General features: G+C 44.3%; 31 protein-coding genes and 1 pseudogene. 15 read left to right on the top strand and 17 right to left on the bottom strand.

The window, feature by feature from the left end; all coding sequences use genetic code 11:
- Positions 1–82: 82 nt before the first annotated feature.
- The 5 genes from ACYRYG_RS02565 to ACYRYG_RS02585 all read right to left on the bottom strand — a co-directional run bounded on the left by ACYRYG_RS02565 (position 83) and on the right by ACYRYG_RS02585 (position 3,458).
- Positions 83–589, bottom strand: a complete 507-nt coding sequence (locus tag ACYRYG_RS02565) for a hypothetical protein (protein WP_294075524.1) — start codon at positions 587–589, stop codon at positions 83–85.
- Positions 590–696: 107 nt separating this feature from the next.
- Positions 697–1,305 carry a crossover junction endodeoxyribonuclease RuvC gene (gene ruvC / locus ACYRYG_RS02570; RefSeq protein WP_460197502.1) on the bottom strand — a complete coding sequence of 203 codons (609 nt, stop codon included), beginning with the start codon at positions 1,303–1,305 and terminating at the stop codon, positions 697–699.
- On the bottom strand, positions 1,302–1,946 hold the full coding sequence (locus tag ACYRYG_RS02575) for an MBL fold metallo-hydrolase (RefSeq protein ID WP_293418732.1): 645 nt from the start codon (positions 1,944–1,946) through the stop codon (positions 1,302–1,304). Before ACYRYG_RS02575 ends, ruvC begins: the two co-directional genes overlap by 4 nt.
- A 58-nt stretch (positions 1,947–2,004) precedes the next feature.
- Positions 2,005–2,658: a 16S rRNA (guanine(527)-N(7))-methyltransferase RsmG gene (rsmG, locus tag ACYRYG_RS02580; RefSeq protein WP_293418734.1), complete on the bottom strand. Its 654-nt coding sequence runs from the start codon at positions 2,656–2,658 to the stop codon at positions 2,005–2,007.
- The gene (locus tag ACYRYG_RS02585; protein ID WP_293423165.1) at positions 2,655–3,458 is read right to left on the bottom strand and encodes an RsiV family protein; all 804 of its coding nucleotides are present in this window, start codon (positions 3,456–3,458) and stop codon (positions 2,655–2,657) included. The genes rsmG and ACYRYG_RS02585 overlap by 4 nt, the downstream gene beginning before the upstream one ends.
- 62 nt (positions 3,459–3,520) lie before the next feature.
- On the opposite strand from ACYRYG_RS02585, the gene ACYRYG_RS02590 reads away from it, so the two are divergent.
- The 12 genes from ACYRYG_RS02590 to ACYRYG_RS02645 all read left to right on the top strand — a co-directional run bounded on the left by ACYRYG_RS02590 (position 3,521) and on the right by ACYRYG_RS02645 (position 13,763).
- The gene (locus ACYRYG_RS02590) at positions 3,521–4,171 is read left to right on the top strand and encodes an HAD family hydrolase (protein WP_293423162.1); all 651 of its coding nucleotides are present in this window, start codon (positions 3,521–3,523) and stop codon (positions 4,169–4,171) included.
- Between the two features lie 75 nt (positions 4,172–4,246).
- Positions 4,247–5,062, top strand: coding sequence for a 3-methyl-2-oxobutanoate hydroxymethyltransferase (gene panB, locus ACYRYG_RS02595; protein ID WP_293418740.1), 816 nt, complete (start codon positions 4,247–4,249; stop codon positions 5,060–5,062).
- Positions 5,063–5,130: 68 nt separating this feature from the next.
- On the top strand, positions 5,131–6,075 hold the full coding sequence (locus tag ACYRYG_RS02600) for a YitT family protein (RefSeq protein WP_460197606.1): 945 nt from the start codon (positions 5,131–5,133) through the stop codon (positions 6,073–6,075).
- A gap of 4 nt (positions 6,076–6,079) precedes the next feature.
- Complete coding sequence (locus ACYRYG_RS02605) at positions 6,080–6,709, top strand: DUF2238 domain-containing protein (protein WP_460197505.1); 630 nt, start codon at positions 6,080–6,082, stop codon at positions 6,707–6,709.
- Positions 6,710–6,743: 34 nt separating this feature from the next.
- Positions 6,744–7,679 (top strand): hypothetical protein, encoded by a 936-nt coding sequence (locus tag ACYRYG_RS02610; RefSeq protein WP_460197506.1) that lies wholly within the window; start codon positions 6,744–6,746, stop codon positions 7,677–7,679.
- A gap of 3 nt (positions 7,680–7,682) precedes the next feature.
- Entirely contained in the window at positions 7,683–8,336 is a 654-nt protein-coding gene (locus ACYRYG_RS02615; RefSeq protein ID WP_293418748.1) for an ATP-binding cassette domain-containing protein, read from the top strand.
- A gap of 190 nt (positions 8,337–8,526) precedes the next feature.
- Positions 8,527–10,113 carry a hypothetical protein gene (locus ACYRYG_RS02620; protein WP_460197508.1) on the top strand — a complete coding sequence of 529 codons (1,587 nt, stop codon included), beginning with the start codon at positions 8,527–8,529 and terminating at the stop codon, positions 10,111–10,113.
- Between the two features lie 206 nt (positions 10,114–10,319).
- On the top strand, positions 10,320–10,706 hold the full coding sequence (locus ACYRYG_RS02625) for a hypothetical protein (protein ID WP_460197510.1): 387 nt from the start codon (positions 10,320–10,322) through the stop codon (positions 10,704–10,706).
- Between the two features lie 94 nt (positions 10,707–10,800).
- Positions 10,801–11,379 carry a C10 family peptidase gene (locus ACYRYG_RS02630; RefSeq protein ID WP_460197511.1) on the top strand — a complete coding sequence of 193 codons (579 nt, stop codon included), beginning with the start codon at positions 10,801–10,803 and terminating at the stop codon, positions 11,377–11,379.
- A 14-nt stretch (positions 11,380–11,393) separates the two neighbouring features.
- Positions 11,394–11,762: a hypothetical protein gene (locus tag ACYRYG_RS02635; protein WP_460197512.1), complete on the top strand. Its 369-nt coding sequence runs from the start codon at positions 11,394–11,396 to the stop codon at positions 11,760–11,762.
- A gap of 535 nt (positions 11,763–12,297) precedes the next feature.
- The gene (locus ACYRYG_RS02640; protein ID WP_460197513.1) at positions 12,298–12,681 is read left to right on the top strand and encodes a hypothetical protein; all 384 of its coding nucleotides are present in this window, start codon (positions 12,298–12,300) and stop codon (positions 12,679–12,681) included.
- 50 nt (positions 12,682–12,731) lie between these two features.
- Complete coding sequence (locus ACYRYG_RS02645) at positions 12,732–13,763, top strand: C10 family peptidase (RefSeq protein WP_460197608.1); 1,032 nt, start codon at positions 12,732–12,734, stop codon at positions 13,761–13,763.
- A 69-nt stretch (positions 13,764–13,832) separates the two neighbouring features.
- Here the strand turns inward: ACYRYG_RS02645 and ACYRYG_RS02650 are convergent, their stop codons facing one another.
- The 12 genes and pseudogenes from ACYRYG_RS02650 to ACYRYG_RS02705 all read right to left on the bottom strand — a co-directional run bounded on the left by ACYRYG_RS02650 (position 13,833) and on the right by ACYRYG_RS02705 (position 23,748).
- Positions 13,833–15,488 (bottom strand): AMP-binding protein, encoded by a 1,656-nt coding sequence (locus ACYRYG_RS02650; RefSeq protein ID WP_460197515.1) that lies wholly within the window; start codon positions 15,486–15,488, stop codon positions 13,833–13,835.
- A 136-nt stretch (positions 15,489–15,624) separates the two neighbouring features.
- Positions 15,625–16,143 (bottom strand): GNAT family N-acetyltransferase, encoded by a 519-nt coding sequence (locus ACYRYG_RS02655; protein WP_294077453.1) that lies wholly within the window; start codon positions 16,141–16,143, stop codon positions 15,625–15,627.
- A pseudogene (locus tag ACYRYG_RS02660) lies at positions 16,135–17,310 on the bottom strand (GTP-binding protein); the annotation flags it as partial. The gene ACYRYG_RS02655 and the pseudogene ACYRYG_RS02660, both read right to left, overlap by 9 nt.
- A 13-nt stretch (positions 17,311–17,323) precedes the next feature.
- Positions 17,324–17,497, bottom strand: coding sequence for a hypothetical protein (locus ACYRYG_RS02665; protein WP_293418803.1), 174 nt, complete (start codon positions 17,495–17,497; stop codon positions 17,324–17,326).
- Positions 17,498–17,891: 394 nt separating this feature from the next.
- Entirely contained in the window at positions 17,892–18,437 is a 546-nt protein-coding gene (locus tag ACYRYG_RS02670) for a 2-oxoacid:acceptor oxidoreductase family protein (protein WP_293418805.1), read from the bottom strand.
- 89 nt (positions 18,438–18,526) lie between these two features.
- A complete protein-coding gene (locus ACYRYG_RS02675) occupies positions 18,527–19,294 on the bottom strand; it encodes a thiamine pyrophosphate-dependent enzyme (RefSeq protein WP_460197516.1) in 768 nt (255 codons plus the stop codon).
- A gap of 2 nt (positions 19,295–19,296) precedes the next feature.
- The gene (locus tag ACYRYG_RS02680; protein ID WP_293418809.1) at positions 19,297–20,394 is read right to left on the bottom strand and encodes a 3-methyl-2-oxobutanoate dehydrogenase subunit VorB; all 1,098 of its coding nucleotides are present in this window, start codon (positions 20,392–20,394) and stop codon (positions 19,297–19,299) included.
- A gap of 3 nt (positions 20,395–20,397) precedes the next feature.
- On the bottom strand, positions 20,398–20,628 hold the full coding sequence (locus tag ACYRYG_RS02685) for a 4Fe-4S dicluster domain-containing protein (RefSeq protein ID WP_293418811.1): 231 nt from the start codon (positions 20,626–20,628) through the stop codon (positions 20,398–20,400).
- Between the two features lie 183 nt (positions 20,629–20,811).
- On the bottom strand, positions 20,812–20,991 hold the full coding sequence (locus ACYRYG_RS02690; protein ID WP_293418813.1) for a tetratricopeptide repeat protein: 180 nt from the start codon (positions 20,989–20,991) through the stop codon (positions 20,812–20,814).
- Between the two features lie 449 nt (positions 20,992–21,440).
- A complete protein-coding gene (locus ACYRYG_RS02695; protein ID WP_293423111.1) occupies positions 21,441–22,214 on the bottom strand; it encodes an arginase family protein in 774 nt (257 codons plus the stop codon).
- A gap of 109 nt (positions 22,215–22,323) precedes the next feature.
- The gene (locus ACYRYG_RS02700) at positions 22,324–23,148 is read right to left on the bottom strand and encodes a DUF3298 and DUF4163 domain-containing protein (RefSeq protein WP_460197517.1); all 825 of its coding nucleotides are present in this window, start codon (positions 23,146–23,148) and stop codon (positions 22,324–22,326) included.
- A gap of 33 nt (positions 23,149–23,181) precedes the next feature.
- A complete protein-coding gene (locus ACYRYG_RS02705; protein WP_460197519.1) occupies positions 23,182–23,748 on the bottom strand; it encodes a flavin reductase family protein in 567 nt (188 codons plus the stop codon).
- Between the two features lie 286 nt (positions 23,749–24,034).
- Here ACYRYG_RS02705 and ACYRYG_RS02710 point away from each other — a divergent pair, with 286 nt between their 5' ends.
- From ACYRYG_RS02710 to ACYRYG_RS02720, 3 genes are all read left to right on the top strand, one after another.
- On the top strand, positions 24,035–24,343 hold the full coding sequence (locus ACYRYG_RS02710) for a tyrosine-type recombinase/integrase (RefSeq protein ID WP_460197521.1): 309 nt from the start codon (positions 24,035–24,037) through the stop codon (positions 24,341–24,343).
- Positions 24,344–24,963: 620 nt separating this feature from the next.
- Positions 24,964–25,704, top strand: coding sequence for a hypothetical protein (locus tag ACYRYG_RS02715; protein ID WP_293428202.1), 741 nt, complete (start codon positions 24,964–24,966; stop codon positions 25,702–25,704).
- A gap of 56 nt (positions 25,705–25,760) precedes the next feature.
- Positions 25,761–26,057 (top strand): hypothetical protein, encoded by a 297-nt coding sequence (locus ACYRYG_RS02720; protein ID WP_460197522.1) that lies wholly within the window; start codon positions 25,761–25,763, stop codon positions 26,055–26,057.
- Positions 26,058–26,182 lie beyond the last annotated feature (125 nt).

A 26,182-nucleotide genomic window follows, 5' to 3' on the forward strand; every position in this document is an offset into this window, starting at 1 on the left:
CACCATTTCGGTACCTCATTATGAACCATTTCGGTAAGTGTTGACTCAGACTGACTAAATTCATTCCGCCAACAGGTAGAAATTAATATTTTGACCAGTCCAACTGTCGGATCAGTTTCAGGACCTTTACCCAGTCACAGTTGAGTGCGAACTGTATGGGATAGTCATCACGGTTGTAATAGGAGTTATTCAACTCTTCATCTTCTTCCTGGAAGAGAGGATTTTCCTCAGTTGCCTGCTTGAAGATTTCCTTCACTTTATCCTTGTTTCTCTTCTTGCATTCAGCTTCACGCTTCAGATACAAGTCACAGTAGATCTTCATGGCCAGGCTCTGCTCGTTGAGCATTTTGATCTTCTGGTTGAAGAAGTTCATGTCCTTGAATTTTGCCAGAATATCCGGTGTAACCTTACTTTTCATGTAGTTGAGTTCATCAACCTTAAAAACTGCAATTTTCCGGTCATTGAGGTCCTTAGTCGTATCATTTACGATTGCAGTAGAACTTTTCAGGAGATCGTTCATGACATCCTGAGCATTAACCGGTATGGCTAACAGGCAAGTTAAAGCTATGGCTAAAATCGTTTTTTTCATCATCTTATTTCTATATTTGTAATCTCTATTGTCTGGAGGGAATGTCCCTTTCATCCTGCCCGCATCAGGCCCGTTGCCGGTAGTTCCGAGCAGCAAGAAGAAGGGAGCTATTCCGCCATCCTTTCCTTGTTCTTGACGAGAAAATCCTTCCAACTTCTGTAATGGTGCGCTCCTGTCTCAGGTGTTTTCATCTGCAGGAAATGGCAGTAAGCCGCACCAAGAGCATCCGTGGCATCCATAAACTTAGGCATCTCGTCATTGCTGATGTTCAATAAGTGCTGGAGCATTCCCGCCACCTGCTCTTTGCTGGCCCTTCCCTGGCCCGTAATGGCCATCTTGATCTTTAAGGGAGCATATTCATGGATGGGTATTCCATAATGGATGGCGGCAGCGATGGCCACTCCCTGCGCACGCCCAAGTTTCAGCATGGATTGTACATTCTTCCCGAAGAAGGGAGCTTCAATGGCCATGACGTCCGGTTGGTATTCGTTGAGGATTCCGCTTACCCGCTCAAGTATCTTTCCTAACCGGATGTACGGGTCCCTTTCTTTTTTCATATCGATCACCCCCATCACTACCAGATGGGCATGATTGCCGGAACTGCTGAGAACACCATATCCCATGATATTTGTCCCCGGATCTATTCCCAGGATAGTCCTTACAGGTTTGGGGAGAGGATCATTTTCTTTGCAGATTTTATTTCCTCCGTTGTTCATCGATCCATGTACGGGTTATGGGATACTTCTTCCCCTATAGAGGTCTGGTCTCCATGTCCGGGAAGGACAATGGTATTGTCTGGCAACTGGGCCAACTTTCTCAAGCTCTGGATCATGAGAAACATGGATCCGCCCGGGAAGTCTGTCCTTCCTATGGAATGCTTGAAGAGGGTATCTCCGGTGAAAGCAACATGTTCCGCCTCGCAATAGAAGGTGACAGATCCCTTGGAATGCCCCGGCGTCTCGATAATTGAGAATTCGTGGCTCCCGAACCGGATTTTCTCATCCTGTTTGAAGTAATGGTCCACAGCCGGGAAATCATAGTCCAGTTTGACTTGATAGTACTTGGCCGCCTGAGTTTTCAGGGTCTCCATGAGATGGGCATCTCCCTCAGCAACTTCCGGTTTGAGTCCGAAAGTCTGGAATATCGTGTTGTTGCCGAAATTATGGTCAAGGTGCCCGTGGGTCACGATGAGATGTCTGGGGACCAACTTATGATCTTTGATATAGTTGACGACGGCCTGTCGCTCTTCTTCGTAATAAGCTCCGCAGTCAATGATGATACATTCTCCGGTTTCATCGCTGACAATGTAGCAATTCTCCTGAATCATATTACATTCGAATTTCTGTATGTTCATCATTTTTTCTTCTTTTCTGTTTAAACGTATTCGTATTTTAATCCCAGGGAATGCAGGCGGTTCATTTTTTCGCCTTCCCCTGGATGGGAAGATAGATGAGTTTTTTATCTTCCTTGAACCACTCCTCCTGGAAATCATCGCTGAGGAGAGTGACCTTTGCTTTCCCCTTGAAAGGCAGCAGTTCCTCGGTCAGGTCCCCGCCTTTCAGACAGAACAGTCCGTTGGGCATAGGATTGTTCTGATGTGAAGAGATATTCTTCCGGATGGTCCTGACCAGTTCAGGAAAAGGCATGACAGCCCTGCTGACGACAAAGTCATATTTCCCCTTTTCCTCTTCTCCCCGGAGGTGTTCTGTCTGCACATTCTTTAATCCTATAGCCTCGGCAACCGCCCTGACCACTTTGAGCTTTTTCCCGGTAGAATCAATCAACTTGAAAGAGCATTCCGGGAAGAGGATGGCGAGGGGAACACCGGGAAAACCTCCGCCCGTGCCTATATCGAGGATTTTAGTGCCTGCAGAGAACTGGATGGCCCGTGCGATGGACAGGGAGTGGAGCACATGGTGTTCATAGAGATTTCCGATGTCTTTGCGCGAGATGACATTGATCTTTGCATTCCAGTCGGAATACAAGGAATCAAGTTGCCGGATCTGCCAGATCTGGTTTTCGCTGAGTGTCGTGAAATAATGGAATATAAGATCGGCATTTGAATTCATCTTAACCAATGTTTAAGTTTGCTTTTTTTAATGGTCAGTCGGATTTCCCCTTCTGAGTGTGGGGCAATTTCGTCCTCACAATAGATGAAAGTGATCTCCTTGTCACCCACTATGAAATTATCCGGTGCATAGATTTTCCCGCTGGCGAAAAAATACCGTCTGGCAAGTTGCTGCCAGTTGTCTACTTTATATTTCTTGAGCAGGGCTTGCCGGATCACTTCCTCAATACCTTTCTGATAGCCCGGGACGAAAAGGTCGTTCAATGTAATAAGCTTGCCGGTTTTCGTATCAAAGTTTCTGACCAGCGTCTGGTCCAGGGGATGAATTCCCCCGCCATAATAGTGGATATTTGCAAAATAGTTGAGGGTATGGTCTGCGCGGCTCTCGACATGAGTGTGCAGGATGTAGACATTGTTGAGGGAGGTAGGGTGGGTGGGATCCTGCTTGTATATGGCGGCGTAATCTTTCATATAGCCACGTGAATAGGCATTGACGAAAGAATCTACGGCAGTCCTGACGGTCATCCTCTCACTGGACAGTGAGAGGTAATCCGGTGACAGGATACCTGAGCGCAGGAGGACAGGGTTGATCCTTTCTGCATTCTTTCCTTTTATATAAGTAAGATTAAGCTGGAGCTTCAGGCTCGGTGAACCGGTCTTGGGGGAGAGACGGACGATGGTGTCCACGCTCAGACTATCGAAGTGCATCCCGTCAAGCCCGACAATTTTCCTGTCCTTCCTGCTCCCGCAGGAAGTGATGGCCAGTACGGCCAGAGCCATTATCAGAATTTTTTTTTTCATAGCGACAAAGGTACTAATAAAATTTTGTAACTTTGCAAAACAAAACCATAAATAAGGTGAAAATGATTAAAGCTGCACTTTTCGATCTGGATGGCGTAGTCCTTGATACGGAACCTCAGTACAGTATCTTCTGGGGAAAGGAACTTCGCCACTATTTTCCGGATCGTCCGGGGTTGGAGGAAGACATTAAAGGGCAGACGCTCGTACAGATTTTCAGGAAGTTGTTCCCTGGTCAGGAAGGGATACAACAGGAGATAACACAGCGCCTCAACGCGTTTGAACAACAGATGAGGTATGATTATATTCCGGGTTTTCCGGCTTTTGCCGTTGACTTGCGGAGGCATCATGTCAAGACGGCATTGGTGACCAGCAGCAATAAAACCAAGATGCGGAATGCCTGTGCCCGGCGGCCTGAACTCCCTGGATATTTTGACTGTATACTTACTTCTGAAGATTTCGCGAAGAGCAAGCCTGACCCGGACTGTTACCTGAAGGGCGCACAACTCTTTCAGGTGAAACCTGCAGAGTGTGTAGGGTTTGAAGACAGCTTCAACGGACTGAAAGCTCTTCGGGCAGCAGGGGAAGGGACTGTCGGCCTGGCCACAACAAACTCAGAGGAGGCGATCAGGTCCTATTGTGATACGGTCATAAAAGATTTTAAGGGTCAGACTTATTCAAAAATATGCAGGGACTTTCCGCCTTTTCAGGAATAAGTTGTATTTTTGCTTTCAATTAGAATCAGATAAGCGGGGGATCGGCGATCCTTCCCCCCCTTTAGAAAGAATATTATGGGATTAATAACAGACAAAAAGAAGATCACTGTAAAAACATTTATTGAAATGAAACAGCATAGGGAGAAGATCACTATGCTTACGTCTTATGATTTTACCACGGCTGGCATTCTTGATGAAGCAGGCATTGACGGGATTCTTATCGGAGATTCCGCTTCCAATGTCATGGCAGGGAATGCGAATACTCTGCCGATTACGGTGGAAGAAATGATCTATCATGCCCGTGCCGTGGCCCGTGCCTGCAAGCACTGTCTGGTGATCTGTGACATGCCTTTCGGCAGCTATCAAGTCAGTCGTGAGGAAGGTATTCGGAATGCCATCCGTATGGTCAAGTTGACGGGTGTCGATGCGGTGAAGATGGAAGGTGGAGCCGAGATCGCAGATACCGTGAAGGGGATCGTGGAGGCCGGTATTCCGGTGATGGGCCATTTGGGGCTGACGCCTCAGCATATCAATGAGTTTGGCGGGTACGGACTCCGTGCGAAGGAGGAGCATGAGGCACACCAACTCCTTTCTGATGCGAAGGCTCTGGAAAAGGCTGGCGTATTCGGGATTACGCTGGAGAAGATACCGGCACAACTGGCTGCCCGGGTGACCAAGGAGTTGCATGCTGTCACCATTGGTATCGGGGCCGGTAATGGCACTGATGGCCAGATCCTTGTCTATGCTGATGCCTTGGGAATGACACGTGGCTTCCAGCCGAAATTCCTCCGCCATTTCGCGGATGTGAGGACTTCCATGAAAGAAGGCATACAGGAATATATCAAGGATGTCAAGGATACCTCTTTCCCCAATGCTGATGAAAGTTATTGAGATGGTCTGGCCTTGAATTTTGTGCAGGACAAGAGTATGGACAGGAAAGTTTCATGAAGATGAAGCCCATGACGATTCCGGTGAGAGAACCCGGGGTGCGCCCGATACGTCAGAGAGGATGGTCGGACATGGCCCTGATCACATTGGCTATGATAATGGGCAGTGTAGGGCTGGGTATCTTCCTGCTTCCCCATCATATCACCATGGGAGGGATCGGCGGTATCTCCTCCATCCTGTATTGGGGATTCGGTCTTTCTCCGAGTGTCAGCTATCTGGTGCTGAATGTCTTGCTCCTGACGGTAGCCTTAAAGATCCTGGGGTGGCGTTTCTGCCTGAAAACCATTTATGCAGTGATCGTGTTCAGTGTGTGCCTCTTTGGTGTGCAGCATCTCATGCACGGTTATGTCCTGCTTCAGGGCCAGCCTTTCATGGATACGGTCATCGGGGCCTTTTTCATAGGAAGCAGTTCCGGTCTCAGCCTGTCCTGTAATGCGAGTACAGGCGGCTCTGACACGATTGCTGCGATGGTGAATAAATATTATGACGTCTCCTTGGGGCATGTCATATTCTGTTGTGATCTGGTCATTGTCACCTCAAGTTATCTGGTGCTTCGTGACTGGAATCAGGTTATTTATGGTTATGTCTTCCTTTTCATCACGGCCTTGTTTGTTGACCAGGTCGTCAATACCCGCCGTAAGTCGGTTCAGTTTATGATTATCACTGACCGGTATGAAGAATTGGGTGAGGCGATCAATGATGAGATTCCCAGAGGATGCACACTGATAGACGGGAAAGGGTTCTATTCCGGAAGGGAAGTGAAGATGCTCTTCGTCATTGCCAGGCAACGGGAATCGTCAAAAATATTCAGGCTCATTGATGATATTGACCCTCATGCTTTTGTCTCCCAGAGTGCAGTAGTAGGGGTGTATGGCCTGGGGTTTGAGCCATTCAAGACCCGCTTGAAATCTAAAACCCGCTTGAAATCTAAAAGAAATAGTAATAATAAAGTTTGAGTATATGAAATTGAGGCTTAGTGTAGTAATTATTCTGATTGCAGTAGCGCTGATCTCTCTGATTCATCCACCTTTTCTGCAAGACCAACTTCTGCAACATTTAGGAACGGTGGTGCTTTTGGTTCCTTTGATTATTGATATTCCAAAAGCAAAACTTCCGAAACTTGCCTTTCTAGGGGTAGCAATCTTTATCCTCCTCCATATTCTCGGAGCCCGGTATATCTATTCATACGTGCCTTATGAGAGTTGCTTCAAGTCCTGGTTCCATATAGATGTGAATGGTATTCTCCATACGACACGTAACGATTATGACCGGTTCGTGCATCTCAATTTTGGCATTCTTTTCTTCCCCTTCTTCTATGCTATGTCCTTAAAGTATGTCACCCAAAAACGGTTGGCTGCTCTTTTCTCTGCCTGGATGATGGTTCAGACAGGGAGCATGCTGTATGAACTTTTTGAAGGACTGGTTACCTGGGGCATGTCTCCTCAGGCTGCTGCTGACTATAACGGACAACAGGGAGACATGTGGGACTCTCAGAAGGATATGGCTATGGCACTTGTTGGGTCAACCTTCATGTATATCGTTTACCGGATTCGTTGGGCCTGCAGAAAGCGGAAGGAACGTGCCTCATGATCGAACCTGTTTTTACATTTAAATCCCGATATGAATGATTAAGTCCATTTTGATCCTGCGGTATCAATCGATGACAAACTTCTTCAGAGAACTGGGAATCATTATGTCCATCCTTGTCGTATCGTTGGTTGTTGGATCTGTGGTCCTGTTTACAAGACTCCCCGAGAACATCATGCCACTCCTTCTGGCCACAATACTTATAGGAATACACTTTACACGTGGCGATGTATCACTGTTGAGAGTCCTGTTTGGTAATCATTATCGCAAAGCCTTTCTGGTTGACTATTATGGTATTGCATTGATATTTATTGTAGAGACACTTTTGCTTGGACATTTCAAGGACTGTATAGGCTGTTGCCTGATACCATTTCTTGCCGCCTTCATTCCTTCCATTCATTTAGAGTGGAGGATTCCGACCAATCCGTTCTTCTCAAAAGGGAGTATACTCTACCAGAGTAGTTTCAGAATATTGATCTTTCTGTATCCGTTTTTCTTACTTGCTTCTTTGATGGGGGCTGTTTATAACAATGCCAATATCATCTATGTCTGCGTGTTGTTATTGGTATTTCTGTTAGGATGTCTGGTCTCTCAGACCGTTCAGCCTACCTATCTCTTTCATTACGACAGTATATCCCGGCTTATCGGATTGAATGCCAGGTTTACCTTCATCAACTCCTTCATTCTGCTGGTTCCGTTTGTCATCTTAAGTTTGATAGAGGGACAGGACTGGGCTAGCGTTCTTACCTGTCTCAAACTCCTGATAGGTGCAAACTTATTTCTGCTGCAAGTCTATTTCCTCAGGTTTATGTTGAACAATATATCCATCTTACAGGCATTTCTCATCTTTTTCTTCTTCGCAATATACGGTATGACGATGATATACGGTTATATGATTGCTGTCCAGATAGCCATTACCGCGATCATGGTTTATCAATTAATCAATCATCTTAATGGCATTCTTAAATTTTAGATAATGGAAATTTCTCATCTTACAAAAAGTTATGGAAAGTTAGAGGTTCTATCCGACATCAATATGGACTGCAAGCCGGGGCATATCTATGGCATAATGGGTGAGAATGGTGCCGGCAAGAGTACGCTCTTCCGATGTATAATGGGGCTTGAATCATTCAAAGGCGAAGTCAGGAAAGAAGATGTGTCCCAAATAGGCTATTTGCCTGACATCCCATATTATTATCCCTTGGTTACGGCAGGTGAATTCATAGAGTTCTGTCTTCGGGCAAGGCGGATGGCGATAGACAAGGATGAAATAGAAAAACTGAACCAAAGTTTTCGCCTGCCATTAGGTAAATATCCCAGTCAGTATTCGTTAGGAATGAAGAAGAGATTGATGCTGCTAGTGCTGATGCTCCAACATAATGATGTATATGTGATGGATGAGCCTTTCAACGGATTGGACCTGGCGGGTGGCATTATCCTGAAACGATGGATGATGAAGATGAAAGGAGAAGGGAAACTATTGATAGTATCCTCTCACATCATCGCTTCATTGGCAGATATATGCGATAAAATCTTTTATATTCATCAAGGTAAATTGGCTGATATTTTTGTTGGACGCAGTGTAAGTGAAATAGAGGATGCCATTTCAAAGAAATATCTGCATCTGTGAAATAAGATATTGAATAGAAGTGCAAGGATATTGCTTTTTCCTTTTATCATGATTTCGACGGTCTGATTCTTTTATTAAAAAGGTACACTTTATATTGAGTTTCTGGGCGATACCTTTTTTGATGATTTCTTGCCTGATTAGCAAAATATTCGTATCTTTACAACACTATTTGAAAAGGCAACTCAGAATAATGATTATAACATCTGTAAGAAGAAATTACCCGATTACTCTGATTTTTGCAGTCTTAACGGTTTTCCTGTGCAGTTGTGAAGAACCTGTTCATAAGAAACTTGTCGGAGTTGAATCCCTGCTTGATCAGGAACTGGCGGACTCTGCTGCGTTGAAGTTGGATATGATTCTGCCCTCCGATGTAAGCCGGGAAGATGACAAGGCTCTGTACGATTTGCTCCTGTATCGAATCAAGTACCTCACGGACAAGCCGATCAAGAATGATAGCCTTATTGATTTCAGCATCGGATACTTTAAAAATACCGGTGAAATGGAAAAACTTGCCGATTCCTATTATTATAAGGGAGCCGTCAATATCTTAAGACGGAACTATGAAGTTGCTATAGTTAATCTGAAACATGCCGAAGCCGAGGCTTCACATACCACCAATGATAAAATAAAACACAAAATTATGGAGAGTCTGTGGTATGTCAATAATATAAGTAACAACACGAAGATTTCACTGGTTTACGCCAAGAAAAACTTGAGGATATCACGTGATGACCATAATATAAATTGGATTACATACGCCCTGATAGACCTTTCTTCTTCGTATCATAATATAGGCGAACAAGATAGTAGTCTGCTATGCCTTCAGAAATGCCAGCCGCTGTTGAAATCAATTCCTCGGAGTGACCGTGCTTATTTTTATTCAAATTTAGGTATATTCTATATAAACAAAAATCCTTCGAAGGCGGAAAGTTGTTTTCAACGGGCTATAAAATTGAATCCGATATCCAGTGCCTGTCTTGGTCTTGCGGACATCTATTTTAAAAGACATCAACCGCAGAAAGGTAAAACTGTACTGACAGAGGCTTTGAGGTACAAAGACCCTCTTAATGAAAGAAATATCTTCCAACAACTTTCTGAGTACTATGCTGACTATAATAGCCCGACAAAAGCTTTAGCATACAAAGACAGTATCATAAATCTTCAGGATTCTATATTGAAAGAGGATCATCAGAAGAACATCACTAAAATACAAGCAGCCTTCGACCTCAGAATGCAACAGGCCAGACAAAGGCAGAATCTGATTTGTTTTCTGTTTATTCTTCTTGTGTTTATCCTGTTGACTATTATTGTCTATATCTATTTTAAGTTCAAGGATAAAAACTTGCAGGGTATTATCATGCAGAATCAATTGCTTATCAATGAATATCAGGAGAAGATCACCCAACTCCAGAAAACCGGTTCTCATGAAGAGGTTGAGAAACTTAAGAAGCAAATAGAGATCGTGAAGAAATCCCAGTCGCGGATTCTGTATGAAGGTAAAGAACTCTATGAGAAGATAGAGCGGGGAGAGACTGTTGTCAAATGGAGTAAGAGTGAATTTATTAAATACATAGCTTATTATAAATTGATGGATTTACCTTTCATCATGCACTTGAAATCGGACTATGATAGCTTATCTCCAAAGAATATTTTCTTTGCTGTCCTTTGTCATGAGGGGAAAACGGATTCAGAGATTCAGCACATTATGGGAATCAGTGCAGTTACGGTCAGGTCAGATAAATCAAGGATCAAGGCAAGGTTAAAGCAGAAGAAATGAGCTAAAATTGACCATATAGCCTGATAAAAATGTTGCATTTTGGACTATGATAGAAGGGTAGATTATAGCCTATTCCATTTATAATCAATGAATTAAGCTGTTTTTGATTTGCAACATTAAATTTAAAAAAAGTATCTGAAATTTTTCATTCATAGAATAAAAAATTAAGTTTGTGGTAGAAATAAAATATATAAGACCACAAAATAATGAAAAGTGAATGTATCTTATCAACAGTTGGCTTCCTGTTTTTTTTCGGTGTTAATACATTTGCCCAACCTTCAAATGTGAATGATTCTGACCAGCCGGATATAGGAGAAACGGGTCCAATCGTAAGAAGAATAATGAGTCAATTACGAACAAATCCTGCTGTTACGATGCAATATGATCAGGTATCCGGGCTTGCTACGTTGACATTTAATAAGAATTACAGTCAGATCCACATTATTATAACAGAAAACGGCTTACCAATAGAAAATCTTAGTATTAATTCTGTTCATGCCAACTATCAGGAACAATTTATTTTGGATCCAAAATCTGAATACCATATTATAATTTTAAGTGAGGAACAAATTATATCTGATATTGAACTGTAAAAGGAGGAGAGCCATAGAAATGTTTATCTTGGCCCCCTTTCTATTATACAAAATATTAATAATAACTCATGTATGATGTAGTGATTTGAAGCGAATGAAATTTTCATATAATGGAACTATCGTTGACTGGAATGCTTTAAATAATGTATATTCATATCAAGGTGAAATTGCGGCCGCAACATTACTCAGAGGGATTGCAGAATGGTGTGGTTCTATGTATTTCTATAAAGGTACTTTTACTTTTCCATCAAAGGCCTCTTCATTCTTAAAAGATATGGGATTTAACGATGTGAAGCGATTTAACTATACTTATAATAGAGTAACTTGCATGATAGATAATAGTTGCCCCGTAATTATTTATGCAGTTCCTGGCATAAAAATCTGGGATAGTCATGCTTGGATTATTGATGGCTATAAAATAAAAGTAAGACAGGAAATTACAAGACAATACAGAAATGGCTATTTAATCAGTACAAGTACAGTACCTGATACATGTCGAATGGTACATTGCGACTTTGGATGGGGTGGATACTGTAACGGATACTATGTTGATGGCGTTTTCAAACTTAATAGTAGTGATAACGATTACGATTACGATGAGATTAATACAGAAAGAAAAAATACAAAGTATAACCATCATGTGCGTATCATAACATACGCAAAACCGGTGTGATAAAGATAAAGATTATGAAAAGAAAAATATTATTTGCATTTTTATTTATTCCGTTCCTGTTTGCCTCTTGTGATACAGATGATAATTTCGGTTATCCTTCCAAAATAACATTTCAAAAAGAGGGTGGGACAATATTTTGTTCAGGAGCAAGTAAATGTATCTGTATAGACATCGATAACTACAACGGCAATGGTGCAGGTTCGGGAATAAGAGATACGGACTCAATAAGAGTTGCTTATAATTGGTTGACGGTAAAATGTAAAAGATATGATAAACAATTGAAGATGACAGCAGCTCCCAATCCCTCCAGAAAGAAACGTAAGCTTTATGTGTATCCCATGATTGTTGACACTCCTGCAGAGATTAAAGTTGAGCAATATTAGATGACTATTTCAATCTTATCGATGTGATAAAGGCATACGAGGATCTTATTCAAAATATGGAAATCTATGCTGAATCATAATAGGTGAGGGTTTCATCATCTATTCTGAATAGTCTGGTGGTGTTACTGACATTAATATAATAATAACTCATGTATGATGTAGTGATTTGAAGCGAATGAAACTTTCAGTGAACTCTCAACAGAATTCACTGGTAATACTCTCAAGTTGTCTATAATGGACAAAATACAGTACTTATACCACACACTATTCTGGAATCTATAGAAGTTTGTAGTTGCCGATGCAGATAATCCAGTTAGTGCTGTGGTAGAAGATAACCGGAAGTGCAATATGCTATATTTGTCTTTATTCATAGAATAAATAATTAAATTTGTAGTAGAAAAGTTAAGATACTGGTCTGATGGTTAACACGGACTTATATATGAGTCCTCTTATGTTGACAAGAACAAAATACAAATACTAGGTATTATACTATTAAAAACAAATATGATGATGATTGATGATTTTTTTTACAGATATGCTCATAGCCGTTAAACATTATCGGGTAAAACATGGATACGATAAACGATATATAGGAAAATATGCTTATGATACTGTGCAAGTAAATTCTTTTCTCCTAAGCTGCTGGCTGGGTGTCCCTTTTATCGTCTTGTATGTTAAGATAGCCGATAGTACCCACTACAAGGCAATCGCCCTGGTATGGGTATTCCTAACCTATATCTTAAGTAAGATATACACAGCCAAATTGAAGAAAAGAAATTACTATGAACATATAAACGATACCTTTTCACATTTGGATGATCTGCAAATGAAACGGATCTGCAAGCGTGGATGGATAAAATTCGTCAGTATCGTGCTTTTTCCCCTTATCATGATGTTGCTGGCTAAATTCTTTTGTTGAAAATGAATTATAAAAATAGAATTAATTTTAAAAATCTTATTTTCGCAGGCATGCTGCTTTTTACCTTAGCAGCATGCAGCAAAAACAGGGGAGACGAGCCGCTGATTAAAACCAAATGGGGGCAGGAGGATCCTTATAATTATTTTTTCCTGGCCAAAGACCCCTGTGGGAAAATACGGCGAGTTCCAACTGGATGCGGAGCTGTAGTCCTGGCACAGATTATGAATTATATGCAATATCCATCCCAGATCACCACCGATAATCGGAAAGTTGATATAGTATGGTCGAATTCTTTTAATGTCTATCATAGAGGTGTTCTGCCCCAGCGGGTACATTTCGTATCTGCACTAATACGGTATTCTGCTGATCTTCTACATACAGATTATACATTCAGTAGAGGTTTGTCGAATTTTAGGAGAATGTTTAGTGTAATGGAAAATGACTTGCATTTCTCTCCCTATCTTACTTATTTTGATTCTAGATGTTTTGAGGAGAAATCCGGGCATCTTCGTTTTGTGGAGATTGTCAGACAGGAAATCCAGGAGGGTCGGCCTGTAATCATTGCAGCATCAAATAAAAACGCTGGCAGGCACTTCTTCCTTTTAGATGGGATAAAAGGTGACTCCATTCACGTAAATTTTGGCTGGGGTGGTGAGAAAGACGGCTATTACGACTTCGATCATATACCGGTTTATAATTATCGGAAATCTATCATTGTTGGTGTAGCCGACAGTAATTATGTACCACATCAAACCATTGTCAAACTTTCTAAAAAGGGAACGCTAAGATACAGGTTGAAAGAAAACACCATTCCTTATGTTTATCACTTGAAAGTAGAAGGACCGGTGAATAATGAAGATATTGCCTATATCAGGTACATGGGTGGGCACAAAGGTAGCAACAATAAATTGACAGGTGTTTTAAGGTCCCTGGACTTAAGTAAGGCTCTGATTAATTCTTTACCTGCATTCGCTTTTGCCCATACAGGCCTGCAGTATGTAATATTACCTGAAAACATGAAAGGTAAATTGCATAGTGCTTTTAAAAGTTGTCCGATTTTAATGAGAGTTGATTACAGATAGACTTTCGGATCTGCAGCTATCTGAGCGTAAGCTGATTTCCCCCTAATAACTGAATGGCACTCACCAATGTCATATAATCGTCCTGCCTTCTTTCTTACAGATTTCGACCGCTTTCTTCTTCAATTTGAATTTCTGGATTTTTCCGCTCCCGGTCAAAGGCCATTCTCCGTCTTTGAGGAAGAAAATATATTTCGGCACCTTGTATCGGGCAATCTTGTCCTTACAGAAGTCTGTGATGTCAGAGGCCTGAAGGGTGGAACCCTTCTTCAGTTCAATGAAGGCACCTACAGACTCACCGTATTTCTCCGAGGGTACTCCGACAACCTGTATGATCTTGATTTCAGGAAGATGGTAAAGGAACTGTTCAATCTCATGGGGATAGATATTTTCACCTCCACGGATGATCATATCCTTGATGCGGCCGGAGATATGGAAGTAACCCTTTTCATCCTTAAATCCCAGGTCGCCGGTATGCAGGTTTCCTTCCTTGTCTAATATCTCTGCGGTGCTTTCCGGATCTTTATAATATCCGAGCATATTATTATAGCCACGGTTACATAATTCTCCTCCAACTCCTTCGGGGCACTCTTTGTCATCCTTGTCACGAACGGTGATGACAGAGTCTTCAAAGGCTTTGCCGACCGTGTTGCTGCGTATGTCGAAGGGATCATCCCATCGCGTGGCTGTCATCCCTGGTGAAGATTCCGTAAATCCGTATTCCGTGCAGACGATCATTCCCATTTCTTCCTCAACCCGTCTGATGAGGCTCGCCGGACAGATGCTCCCTGCCATTATTCCGGCATAAAGACTTGAAAGGTCGAATCGTTTGAACAGGGGATGGGAGAGGATTCCAAGGAACATGGTCGGCACTCCAAAAAGAGAGGTGCAACGCTCATGGGCAATGGAATACAAGACCAGCATAGGATCGAAGGTCTCACAGATGACCATCGTGCAATGATGGACCAGGCAGTTCATAATGCCCATGACCAGACCGAAGCAATGGAAGAAGGGAACACAAAGGCAGAGTTTGCTGTCAGGCGTGAAACGCAGATGGACGCCTGTGAGATAGCCGTTGTTGCAGATATTATAATGGCTCAGCATAGCTCCTTTCGGATACCCGGTAGTGCCACTGGTAAACTGGATGTTGGTCAGATCATGAGCGTTTACGGCATGTTTTATGCTCTGATAGTCTTTATCCTTGACCCATGCTGCTCCGGAGAGGAGGTCTACCGTGGTATACATCCCCCGGCGATGAGCCGTACCCATGAGGATGACAGCTTTCATCTTCGGAAAACGGGTGCTGTGCAACTGTCCTAAAGGTTGGGTCTTGAGTTCGGGAAGGATCCTGTACATGATCTCGGCATAGTCATTATCCTTGCAATGCTCAACGATGAAAATCATTTCCATATCCGCACGTTGCATAATGTCCTCCAGTTCGATCCGTTTGAAGTTCGTGTTCACGGGGATAGAGACGGCTCCGATTTTGGAACATGCCAATAATACCGTGATCCAGTCGGGGACATTATTGGCCAGTATGCCGATATGGGTTCCCTTTCCGGCTCCGATATTCATCATACCTTTTGCCATCTGGTCGACACGCTCATTGACATCGTTGAAGGTCCAGTGAAGATTGCGGTCAGAGTATACCACAAAATCTCTGTCCGGATCGTTTTGAGCCCAGTATTCCAGCCACTGTCCGATGGTGTTTTCTGAAAGTTTATCCATTTCCCGAGAATTTCTTTTCTTGATCTAGTTTGTTGTTGCTGAAGAGAGGGACCCTGCTGTGATCTTACGGGGCAATGATTGCAAGTCATCGATGAAAAACCGGCAGCGATCCTTTCCTTGTTATCTTGTGCCTTGATCAGAGGTCAATGCCCATGATGTAATCATTCATGAAGAAGTCATGCCCGATAGGGAAATTACCTTCGCGGATCTTCTTCATGCCCATGTGCAGATAGAACCCCACGGCTTGATTTGACCGGTTGACGTTCAACTCTACCCGGCAGGGGTCTTTGTGGATGCTCTTGATATATTTCAGCGTTTCCGTAAAGAGCCGGCCGCCTAAGTGAATGCCTTGGTATTTGGGCAGAATATAGAGTTTCTGGAGATGATAGACATCTTCTCCTTCCGGCTGGACGGATGAATATCCAGCAGGCTCATGATTGACGGACAAGATCAGATAGGTATGATGCTGTTCCGTGATCTGCCGGTAAAGGTTCGGAAGAGAATACATCCAGTCCATCATATAGTCGTTCTGTTCTGGTGACAGAATACTTTTATAGGTTTTGGGAAACACCTGCTCCGCCATGTTGTGGATCAACTGGCAGTCATCAATGGTTGCTTTCCGGATGGTGTAGGGGGCATCATCCGGCTCTTCCATGCAGGCGTCCAAGACTTTGACCAGGGCTTCCCGGTCAAGATCCTGACCAATGAACACCAGTTTTTCCATCCGGTCACCATATTTCTCATCCCAGTCACGACGCAGACTTTCATCTTCCTGTAACCGTTGGCGGAGCTCCTCTTCCGGCATCGTGGCATACCATTGACCGGCATTCCTGAGAGTGGTCTGTGATCCTGCCTGCTCGAAGATATAACAGTTGTCTGGTTCATCATAAAACCAGCATGTTCCCTTGCACCGGATGACCTTTTTCATGGCGTTGCCTGAGACAAACTCATCAAATCTTCCAAGATTGAATGCGGGTCTGCGCTGGTAGACAAAGGTGGTGATGCCATATTCTTCTCTCTCTCCCTCATCCTTGTTTTGTGGAATAGGGCAGCCTTGATCTTCTCCTTCGATAGCCTTGATCCATGCAGCAGAACCGGCGACCTTGTCAAAATCAAATTGATGGGTATGGATCAGTCGGGAAAGAGGAACATCACAATAATCACAGGGGATGATTTCTGCTTCCGGCTGAATGGTATGAAGGATCTCCCTGATGCGTCCCAGGTCGCCCGTACTGACCTCTGTAGCCTTGTTGAGCAGGATGAGGTTACAAAACTCGATTTGCTGGATGACCAGGTTTTCCAGGTCATCCTCAGCGATATTCGTACGTTGCAACGTCTGGCCATTGTCAAACTCCTTTTGAAGCCGGAGGGCATCGACGACAGACACGATGCAATCGAGCGTGGGCCTTGCTTTCTTGATAAATCCGGGTACTATATCCGTGATGGAACTGATGGTCTGGGCGATAGGGGCAGGCTCACAGATGCCGCTGGCTTCGATGACAATATAATCGAAACGGCCGGTATTGGCGATGTCGCAGAGCTGTTCGACGAGATCCATCCTTAGTGTACAACAGATACAACCATTCTGCAGGGCGATGAGACTCTTGTCGTCTTGCCCTACGACTCCGCCTTGTTGTATGAGGCTTGCATCGATATTCACCTCACCGATGTCATTGACAATAACCGCAAATTTGATGTTATGCTGATTTGTAAGGATCCGGTTGACCAGTGTTGTCTTCCCGCTCCCCAGATACCCTGTTAATAACAGTACGGGTATCTCTCCTGTCTTCTGCTCTGTGGGGCTGTTCGCTTCTTTTACCATCATGCAGTTTCTTTTATCCTCTGGATTTCAGGTTCTGTTTCATCCTTTCCAGTCTCTCTTTGCGGTCCCGTTCACTCTGGAGCTTATGCCTTTTTATATCCAGATAAGATTTCAAGCCGAACCATACCAGTCCGATGAACAGGACAATAAATATGGCGATTGTAAAATAGAGTGTTGTTTTTGACATTTTTATTCAGTTATGGGTGCGATTTTTACGGGTGGACAGATCGGAAAGATGGGCTTACTCGTAGTGGTTTCCTTTCTGCCTTTCATCTCTGGCAACGGCTGCTGCCCCGAAGATGATGGTTGGCTTTTCCTCAAGCCAGTTGCAAAGATACAAAAAAAATCAACAAGCGGGTTTCCAGAAAGGTTAAAAACAATTTTCGGCCAGCCGTATGGCTGCCGCTTCTGCCGGCCGCCGTTTCCACGCCTGGCTGGAGTGCTGAGGCACGGACGGTTATGCTCCTGACGACGGTCAGGGAGAAAAGGCAATGAAAAAGGGCACATTCAGAAAATGTACCCTTCCTTACCATGGGGAGACCCGATTACTCCCTACAGTTGTATTTGCTTCTTGTCAGATGTTATTGCATTTTTGTGATGATGCCCTTTCCTTCCTCTACTGCTTTCATGTTGAGTGGGATCAGGTTATGGTGGCGCTCCGGGAGAGTCTTGAACAGAGCCTTCTGGAGCCCGTCAGGAGTAACCAGTGGACAGACCTTGAGCAGGCCGCCGAGGACAACCATATTGAAGACATGTGCATTCTTCATCTCCGCTGCCTTATCCATCGCGTTGATACGGTATATGCTGATGTCCTTCCGTGAAGGAGGGGCCATGATGCCGTATCCGTCATAGATGAGGATACCTCCTGGTTTCACCTTGGCCTGGAATTTATCCAGGGAGGGCTGGTTCAGGACGATGGCTATGTCATAACGGCTGAGGATGGGGGAGGAGATGCGCTGGTCACTGACAATGACGGTGACATTGGCCGTTCCGCCCCGTTGTTCAGGGCCGTAGGCTGGCATCCATGTTACCTCTTTTCCTTCCATTAATCCCGAATAGGCCAGTATCTTCCCCATCGAGAGGACTCCCTGGCCGCCGAATCCGCTTATAATGATTTCCTTTTTCATTTCCTTTTTCTGTCAATTATCCTTTCTGCAGCAGAGGGGAGTCCGGAGACTGGACTCCATGATTCTCCCCTGCCTTTGAAGGACATACTTTATTTGTTTATCGTATCTTTCAAGTCACCCTTGGGATAGAAGGGGAACATGTGCTCTTCCATCCATTTATTCGCTTCGGCAGGCTTCCGTTTCCAGCCACTGCTGCAGGTGCTTACAATTTCTACCAGAGATGAACCCTTTTTCGCCATCGAGGCATCAAAGGCCTTGCGGATGGCTTTCTTTGCCTTGATGATGGCTCCGGCAGTCTCTACGCTCTGGCGTGTGACGTAGCAGGTTCCTTGCAACTGGGCAGCCAGTTCGGTGATCTTCAGGGGATAGCCGTGCAGGACGGGGTCTCTTCCGTATGGACAGGTAGACGTCTTCTGGCCGATAAGGGTTGTGGGTGCCATTTGCCCGCCGGTCATGCCGTATATGGCATTATTGATGAAGATGATCGTGATGTTCTCTCCGCGGTTCAGGGCATGCAGCGTCTCTGCTGTGCCGATGCATGCCAGGTCACCGTCACCCTGATAGGTGAATACCAGACGGTCCGGCCAGAGACGTTTTATGGCTGTAGCCAGTGCTGGTGCTCTTCCGTGGGCAGCTTCCTGCCAGTCTATATCCAGGTAGCGGTATGCAAATACGGCACATCCTACCGGGCAGATTCCTACGGTCTTTTCTTCCATGCCCATGTCTGCGATAACTTCTGCGACAAGTTTATGCACGACTCCATGGGAACACCCCGGGCAATAGTGCATCGTGGTGTCGTTCATCAGTTTCGGTTTGGTATAAACCAGATTTTCCGGTGATATGATTGATGTATCCATGTTTATTTCTCCTTTTGAATCAATTGTGTTTTCAGCGCATTTACGATTTCCTCTGGTTCGGGTACAATACCGCCTAACCGGCCGAAATGCTCTACAGGCAGTGCGCCGTTCATGGCCAGGCGCACGTCCTGGACCATCTGGCCTGCATTGATCTCAGCTACCAGAATTCCCTTCTTGCCCTCAGCTGCTTCACGGAGTTGCTTTTCCGGGAAGGGCCATAGGGTGATGGGACGGAACAATCCGGCCTTGATCCCTTGCTCTCGTGCCAGTTCGATGGCTTTTTCTGCTATTCTGGCGGCACTGCCGAAGGCTACGATAATATATTCTGCGTCATCCATCTGCTGGGTGTCGAAACGGACTTCACAGTTCTTGATGGTCTGGTATTTCTTCTGCATGGACAGGTTGCGCTGTTCCATGATTTCCGGTTTCAGTTCCAGGGAAGTAAGGATATTCGGTTTCCGGTCTGCGGTCCTGCCGATGGTAGCCCATGGACATTCCTTGCGGATCTGCTCTTCGGACCGCCGTGGCTTGGAAGGGGGCAGGATTACTTTCTCCATCATCTGGCCGATGACTCCATCGCTCAGGATCATGGCCGGATTGCGATAGCGGAATGCCAGGGTGAAGGCGAGATCCACGAAATCTGCCATCTCCTGGACCGATGCGGGGGCCAGGACGATGGTGTTATAATCACCGTTTCCTCCTCCTCGCGTGGCTTGGAAATAGTCACTCTGTGAGGGCTGGATGGTCCCCAGCCCGGGACCGCCTCGCTGTACGTTGACGATGACTCCTGGTATCTCGGCTCCGGCCATATAGGCTATACCTTCCTGCATCAGCGCCACGCCGGGACTCGAAGAGGTGGTCATGACCCTTTTGCCGGCACCGGCTCCTCCATAGACCATGTTGATGGCTGCAACTTCGCTTTCAGCCTGAAGGACTACCATTCCTGTCGTTTCCCACGGCTTAAGCAGGGCCAGGGTCTCAATGATTTCACTTTGGGGGGTGATGGGGTATCCGAAGAATCCGTCTGCTCCGCAACGAATGGCGGCACGGGCCAGAGCTTCATTCCCTTTCATAAGGGTTATTTCTTGCTTTTCTTCCATTGTTTAGTCCTCCATTCTTTTCCTGTAAACGGTAATGCATGCATCCGGGCATACGATGGCGCAACAACTGCAACCGATACAATCTTTATCAAGTTGTGGTGCCACATAAGGGTATCCGTGCACATTGACTTTCTTTTTTACCAGGGCCAACACGCCGTTGGGACAGGCCTGTACGCATAATGCACAGCCCTTGCAACGATCTGTGTTCACCACAATAGCTCCTTTATTTTTCATCTTTGTTTCTTAATTAGATGTGTTTCTGTTTTCAATAGATTTGAGGTTCTGAAAGGAGTACGGGACTCCTGAAAACCAAAAGGCGAGCGGACCCTGTTCTCTTCTGCGTCTTGAGGAGAGGGGCTGATCTTTTATGTACCTGCCCGTCCTTGAAGGGCCCAGGGGGTCTGTGATTTTTCCATCTTACGGATTGTAGCAATCCTTGCAATAGAAATTCAATATATTGTCCAGCATCTTCTTCGCATCCTTTGCAGGACTTTCCGGATCTAAATCGATCGCTTCAAGATAGCAGTCCATAGCATGCTGCCAGTCTTGCTGTTTTCGATAAAGATTGCCTTTCAGATACCATTCTTCACTTGTCATATTCTCTGTTTTTATTTTGCTTGTCGCAAAGTTAATGGGTATGAATCGAAGTCTGTCTATTTCTTCTTCATATTAACAAAGTTTTTGACAATTTCACACTAAAGGTGCACACAATAAAATATTTGTGCAAAAAAAGAAGGAATTAGATTCGTATACAACGGATTTAAATCATTTTTGACATAATGATATGGAAAGAGCAAATTTGATGCTTTGTTTTTGAGGGTTATGTTTCACTTTGATAGAAAATACCTTGTTTGTGATACAGATCATAAAATATTATAATGGCCTAATTTGAACTTTTTTTAGTCTGTTTTTCATCCTTAAGAATGTTGCACAAAAATAAAATGAGTGCGCAATGTATGAAATAATGTTTACACTTTAACATGACTGCATCGTGTTTCGCTATGAAAGGACTGGGGAGGTAAAGCGAATGTGAATCTGCTGCCGCCTCAGTGACTTCCTTTTAATCTTGCTGCTTGCACGATGGTCTGGAGGATGGACAGATTGGCGTGATTGTCGATGCAGGCAGCTTTTTGATTCTGGAAGAGGCTCTGTACGATTTTATATTCTCCGCAGATGTCAATGCCGATGACGTGTGTCTGTGTTAACAGGAGGAAGAGGGTCTGTTGCAATTCCTGTAGGGTAAGTGTACCTTGATCCCAGTTGGTTTCTGCAAAGGCTGTACTCAGTACATCTTTGTCGATGGAAATGTAGACGGGGCCTTTTAGGGCAATCGGCTTTTCCCCCGCTATGATCCTCCTTATTTCTTCCCGGTCCAGGAGGTATACTCTTTCTTGATAATTGACTGGAATATTCCATCCGGTGTCCTGGGGGGTACCGATGAGAATGACTTTGACCAGTCTTCTGTTCTCGTCCATGGCGTCCTTTACCCAGTTGCCACAGGACAACAGACCTGGAATGCGTGACGGCTGCATGTCGGAATGGTGATCAAAGATGACCAGGGAGAATGGCTGGTTGAGTTTGTCTATCCAGAATTTCGTGATATAATGGTAGTCTCCATTATCAATAAAGTGTATCCCTTCCGGAGAGTAGGGGGCGATCATCTGTCTGATTTGCTCCCTGGCCTCATGGCTGCAATAGCAATCTGTGCCGTTGAGGTGGGAGCAGTCCAGATGGATAAAGCCGGGATGATCGGCAAAGGGTTCTAGTTCATAGGCTCCTGAGAAATTCATGATAATAATAGGTTCCCCTTTTACTTTCATGCTTTTTCGATTTATTTTGCTTTCTGGTATTTCTTGTCTTATGATCCTTCAGGGGTCTTACTTTTGTCCTTGACGGAGGAAAAGTAAGATCATGGAAGGATCAGCCGGCTTATTCCGGCTTCATTTGAATATCTTTTTTGGATACCTTGGCCTTGAGTACTCCCATATAGTGGGGAGCGATCTCTAAGTCGCCATAAATGAAGGTGATACTGTCTTTGCCGATCCGGAAGTTGTCCGGGATGTAGACAGTGGTATCGGAAAATACATACAGGCTGTCGTGCAACTGCTTGAAATTCTTTACTTTGAGTTGCCTCACAAGGCTGTTTACGATTTCCTGTTTTGTCTTACTGGGCGAGATCTGCTTTAAAAGTTGATCCTTGGTAATGATCTCACCGGTTTTTCTATCTACATTGATGGTGATGGCGGAAGACATCCCGTTGGCTCCGCCGGTATAAACGTATTTGTTAAAGGTGAGGCAGGAGTATCTTCCATTGTTGACCACTTTGCCTTCTGACAGAAATTCATAGTTGCAGGAATGGGTGGTCTTGTCTTTTGCATAGAGTGGACCGCAGGTTTTCCGGTATTCTTTGATATATTCCTGGACGAATTTGCGGACTACTTCTTTCGGTGGTAAATTTTCCAGAGCATAGGCATTTACCAGGTCACTTTTGAAAGCATTGGAGGATAGGATATAATTGTTTATCTTTTTTACGTTGTCTCCCTTGTCTCCCTTGTCTCCCTTGGCATAGGTATAGGTGAGATTGATCTTGGCCTTCGGGGAGGCTGTGTCTCCCGGGACCAGGTTCACCGTTGTGTCTATTGCTACTTTATCGAATGTGACCGGAGTGGAGGTGGCTTTGTTGTTACAGGCACAAAAGGTCATGGTTACTCCTATCAGCAGGGGGAACATTCCTGTCAAACAGATTTTTTTCATTTGGATGGTCTTGAAAGATTGTCTATTAGGGATTTATTTATACGAATTGCCATCTTTAAAAGCGTTGCCAACTTTCTCTCCTACGGCACGATAGGCTGCAGCGGAATCATCCAGGAGGATAGGCTGAAGTTGGTCGATGTCTATATTCCCCTTGCTGTCCAGAATTTTATCATCGGCAATGGTGTTGACAACTTCGCCTACCACGCGGGCTCCTCCGTCGCTTTCCTCTTTCATGTCAATGACCTTGCATTCAAGTGTCAGGGGGAAATCATCGAAGACGGGTGCATCTATATGGGGGGACTTGGTTACTTTCCAACCGGTCTTCCGGATCTTATCCGGTACGGTCCTGCCGGAGACAAGGCCTACGAAATCTGCCTTGGCTTCATTCTGACGATCTGCAAAGGCTAAGGTGAAAACTTTTTTGTTTCTCAGATTCTCTGTGGTCTGGTGTGAACCGATATTCAGGGCTACGTGTTTCGGCCCGCATTGTCCGCCCCAGGCTACATTCATAGCGTCCGGTATGCCTGCCGCATTGTAAGTACCGATGATAAGAACTGGTAACGGTGTAAAAAACATTTTGGCTCCTAAATCTTTTTTCATGTCATGATAATTTTAATTTCCCGCTTAATTGCGAAAGTGAATTATCACAAAGATAGTCAAAAATTCGTATTTTTATTAAAGTTGTGGGGAACTTTTAGGAAAAGATAACGCAAATCGTTGTTCTTCCTCTGTTTATTTAATAGAAATGATTGTTGTTTTAGTAGCGGAATGTTTTGTTTTTCGAATTGTCGTTATTGCGGTTTTCTTCCCTGATCGTTTATGGCCATGTTTAACTTGGGGTGGAAATATTTATGCTTTATGGTCGTTTAATCTTTGATCTCTGTTTATGCTTCCCATCCTGAAGCAGGACGATGATACGGCCTATCGCAGGTACTGGCAGGTGGAACAGACGGTCAACCGGAACTTAAAGAAAATAGGGGACCGGATCGGACTGAAGATTCCGCTCTCTACTTACGTGGCCCGACATTCTTGGGCCTGTATTGCACGTAACATGGACGTTTCCATTGCCGTGATCAGCGAGGGAATGGGACACAATTCTTACAGGACTACGCAGATCTACTTGAACTCCATTGATACTTCTCAGATCAACCGGGCTAATCGGAAGATCATCCGGAACGTGAGAAGGAAGTGCTGAAACCAACTGCTTTTTTCGTCCGTAGCCGGACGGGACTGTAAGGATCAGGGAGGATGTGTTCACTTGCACATCCTTTTTTAATGAATCTTTGTCAATGTTTTTTGCTTCCCGGTCTGGGTCAATTATCGGACTATGTGCTTTTTTTCCTCCTTCCTTTACCTATTTTATTAATGTCCGGGATGGAGAGAAAACGGAAAATGAGTCTGATGGTGAAAGATAATGGTAAAATGAAGGGAACAGGGCAGACTACTGACCGGTAGAATGTTTTACGAATATGTCTCTATCTTTGTAAGACAGGGCGTTATCCGTTTGTCCTTATTAATCAGTAACCTACAGGATCAAGGAACAACTGATTTGGCAAACATTGATGAAGATTTTTTTTGTTTTTGAAAAAAATGGATGAAAAACTGTCCGAAATCATAGAAAAAATGTATCTTTGTATCGCAATACTCCTTTTACAAAGAGTAAAGGAGTTGTTACGTCCAGGCTATGAGCCTGAAAAATAGTGAATTACGAGTATTAAAAGATACGAGTATGGTAAATAGGGCTTCAATATTTTCAAATACGCTGGCACTATCGGAGATGGCAGCTGGCAAGGACATAAAATAATCAGGGAAGCTATGAAACTGGATGGTACAGTGACCCCGACTATAGCCGACGAAAACAGTTGTTTTCCAAAGGGCAAACACGTTACTTGGATTGACGGAGAGTCGGGTCAAGCGATAGAGAGAACGTCTCGGGAGGAAGAAAAGATCAGTCAGAAATGGGCTGAGGATCCTGCCTCGTGGGGCTATCTGTTCGTCCACAGCAAGAAGGTGGAAAAGTTTGAGGCCGAGGTGAACAAGGAGGGTCACTGCCGTTGCTTTGTCCACCGGTCCGTTTTCTACGAGAAAGCCAGACATGGCGTCAGGAAGATAGAGAAACCTTCAATCAGTGGTTTCGTCTTCCTGCAGGGCAGTACCAAATTTCTTCGACAATACCTGCATGAGCATTATCCTTTCCTCCATCTGATCAGGGATCACAACACCGGCGTTCCGGCAGTCATCCCCGACGGTCAGATGCAGCCTTTCATGCAGATCATGAAGGATGACCCTACCAGGATCCGGATCCTTCAGAACCCTATCGAGCACTATGCCGAAGGTAATGTGAAGTTACGGGTGCTGACGGGTATTCTGAAAGGGCAGGAAGGCTATGTCATCCGTATAGCCCGTGACCGTAAACTCGTCATGAAGATTGGTGATATGGTCGTGGCTGTCGGGGGTATATATAAGGAAGAATTTGAAGAAGTGAAAAGTATGATGGATGCGGATTGTGGTGATCACAATGATCCCGACAGGAATAGGATAACATTACATCACTGAATCTTGATATTCGTAGCCTTTACCCATCAGTGTATTCGGAAACTGAACCGGACGGTATGCCTACTTATACTTCACACGCAGGGGAAAATCCCAGGCGGACAGTCTTTTGGGATCTCCAGATGCAGGAAATTGCCGCCCGTTATTTGTCTGAAACTTCCTATTTCTTTCCCTTCGTCACTACCCGAAGTCGGAAAGAAGCCCTCCGGAAAGTCATTCAGCAACGTCAGAACATCAAGCGTAACCTGAAGAAGATCGCCGTAAGATGTGACCTGTCCGTCGTTCCTACTTTCTTGATGACCAGAGATCTGTATATACAATTGGTTCAGCAGGCGAGTGTCAGTGACTTGATTTAACGATGGGAACCATACTTGACAGGGTATGGACATCAATTAGACACTTATGAATATTTAACTTAAAAAGTAGCCTGTAATTTGGAAGTTATAAATGGAATTGTTAACTTTGAAATGAAAATCAGAAA

The sequence above is a fragment of the Segatella asaccharophila genome, from assembly GCF_054687055.1.

Bases quoted from the DNA above. Each gene is read 5' to 3' on its own strand.
- ACYRYG_RS02615 (WP_293418748.1), top strand. From the start codon at position 7,683: ATGGAAATTTCTCATCTTACAAAAAGTTATGGAAAGTTAGAGGTTCTA.
- rsmG (WP_293418734.1), bottom strand. From the start codon at position 2,658: ATGAATTCAAATGCCGATCTTATATTCCATTATTTCACGACACTCAGC.
- ruvC (WP_460197502.1), bottom strand. From the start codon at position 1,305: ATGAACAACGGAGGAAATAAAATCTGCAAAGAAAATGATCCTCTCCCC.
- ACYRYG_RS02610 (WP_460197506.1), top strand. From the start codon at position 6,744: ATGATTAAGTCCATTTTGATCCTGCGGTATCAATCGATGACAAACTTC.
- ACYRYG_RS02690 (WP_293418813.1), bottom strand. From the start codon at position 20,991: ATGACAAGTGAAGAATGGTATCTGAAAGGCAATCTTTATCGAAAACAG.
- panB (WP_293418740.1), top strand. From the start codon at position 4,247: ATGGGATTAATAACAGACAAAAAGAAGATCACTGTAAAAACATTTATT.
- ACYRYG_RS02630 (WP_460197511.1), top strand. From the start codon at position 10,801: ATGAAATTTTCATATAATGGAACTATCGTTGACTGGAATGCTTTAAAT.
- ACYRYG_RS02720 (WP_460197522.1), top strand. From the start codon at position 25,761: ATGCCTACTTATACTTCACACGCAGGGGAAAATCCCAGGCGGACAGTC.
- ACYRYG_RS02645 (WP_460197608.1), top strand. From the start codon at position 12,732: ATGCTGCTTTTTACCTTAGCAGCATGCAGCAAAAACAGGGGAGACGAG.
- ACYRYG_RS02700 (WP_460197517.1), bottom strand. From the start codon at position 23,148: ATGAAAAAAATCTGTTTGACAGGAATGTTCCCCCTGCTGATAGGAGTA.
- ACYRYG_RS02565 (WP_294075524.1), bottom strand. From the start codon at position 589: ATGAAAAAAACGATTTTAGCCATAGCTTTAACTTGCCTGTTAGCCATA.
- ACYRYG_RS02710 (WP_460197521.1), top strand. From the start codon at position 24,035: ATGCTTCCCATCCTGAAGCAGGACGATGATACGGCCTATCGCAGGTAC.
- ACYRYG_RS02695 (WP_293423111.1), bottom strand. From the start codon at position 22,214: ATGAAAGTAAAAGGGGAACCTATTATTATCATGAATTTCTCAGGAGCC.
- ACYRYG_RS02670 (WP_293418805.1), bottom strand. From the start codon at position 18,437: ATGAAAAAGGAAATCATTATAAGCGGATTCGGCGGCCAGGGAGTCCTC.
- ACYRYG_RS02590 (WP_293423162.1), top strand. From the start codon at position 3,521: ATGATTAAAGCTGCACTTTTCGATCTGGATGGCGTAGTCCTTGATACG.
- ACYRYG_RS02715 (WP_293428202.1), top strand. From the start codon at position 24,964: ATGAAACTGGATGGTACAGTGACCCCGACTATAGCCGACGAAAACAGT.
- ACYRYG_RS02655 (WP_294077453.1), bottom strand. From the start codon at position 16,143: ATGGAAGAGCCGGATGATGCCCCCTACACCATCCGGAAAGCAACCATT.
- ACYRYG_RS02585 (WP_293423165.1), bottom strand. From the start codon at position 3,458: ATGAAAAAAAAAATTCTGATAATGGCTCTGGCCGTACTGGCCATCACT.
- ACYRYG_RS02705 (WP_460197519.1), bottom strand. From the start codon at position 23,748: ATGAAAAAAGATTTAGGAGCCAAAATGTTTTTTACACCGTTACCAGTT.
- ACYRYG_RS02625 (WP_460197510.1), top strand. From the start codon at position 10,320: ATGAAAAGTGAATGTATCTTATCAACAGTTGGCTTCCTGTTTTTTTTC.
- ACYRYG_RS02665 (WP_293418803.1), bottom strand. From the start codon at position 17,497: ATGTCAAAAACAACACTCTATTTTACAATCGCCATATTTATTGTCCTG.
- ACYRYG_RS02675 (WP_460197516.1), bottom strand. From the start codon at position 19,294: ATGGATACATCAATCATATCACCGGAAAATCTGGTTTATACCAAACCG.
- ACYRYG_RS02575 (WP_293418732.1), bottom strand. From the start codon at position 1,946: ATGATGAACATACAGAAATTCGAATGTAATATGATTCAGGAGAATTGC.
- ACYRYG_RS02620 (WP_460197508.1), top strand. From the start codon at position 8,527: ATGATTATAACATCTGTAAGAAGAAATTACCCGATTACTCTGATTTTT.
- ACYRYG_RS02635 (WP_460197512.1), top strand. From the start codon at position 11,394: ATGAAAAGAAAAATATTATTTGCATTTTTATTTATTCCGTTCCTGTTT.
- ACYRYG_RS02640 (WP_460197513.1), top strand. From the start codon at position 12,298: ATGCTCATAGCCGTTAAACATTATCGGGTAAAACATGGATACGATAAA.
- ACYRYG_RS02650 (WP_460197515.1), bottom strand. From the start codon at position 15,488: ATGGATAAACTTTCAGAAAACACCATCGGACAGTGGCTGGAATACTGG.
- ACYRYG_RS02600 (WP_460197606.1), top strand. From the start codon at position 5,131: ATGACGATTCCGGTGAGAGAACCCGGGGTGCGCCCGATACGTCAGAGA.
- ACYRYG_RS02680 (WP_293418809.1), bottom strand. From the start codon at position 20,394: ATGGAAGAAAAGCAAGAAATAACCCTTATGAAAGGGAATGAAGCTCTG.
- ACYRYG_RS02685 (WP_293418811.1), bottom strand. From the start codon at position 20,628: ATGAAAAATAAAGGAGCTATTGTGGTGAACACAGATCGTTGCAAGGGC.
- ACYRYG_RS02605 (WP_460197505.1), top strand. From the start codon at position 6,080: ATGAAATTGAGGCTTAGTGTAGTAATTATTCTGATTGCAGTAGCGCTG.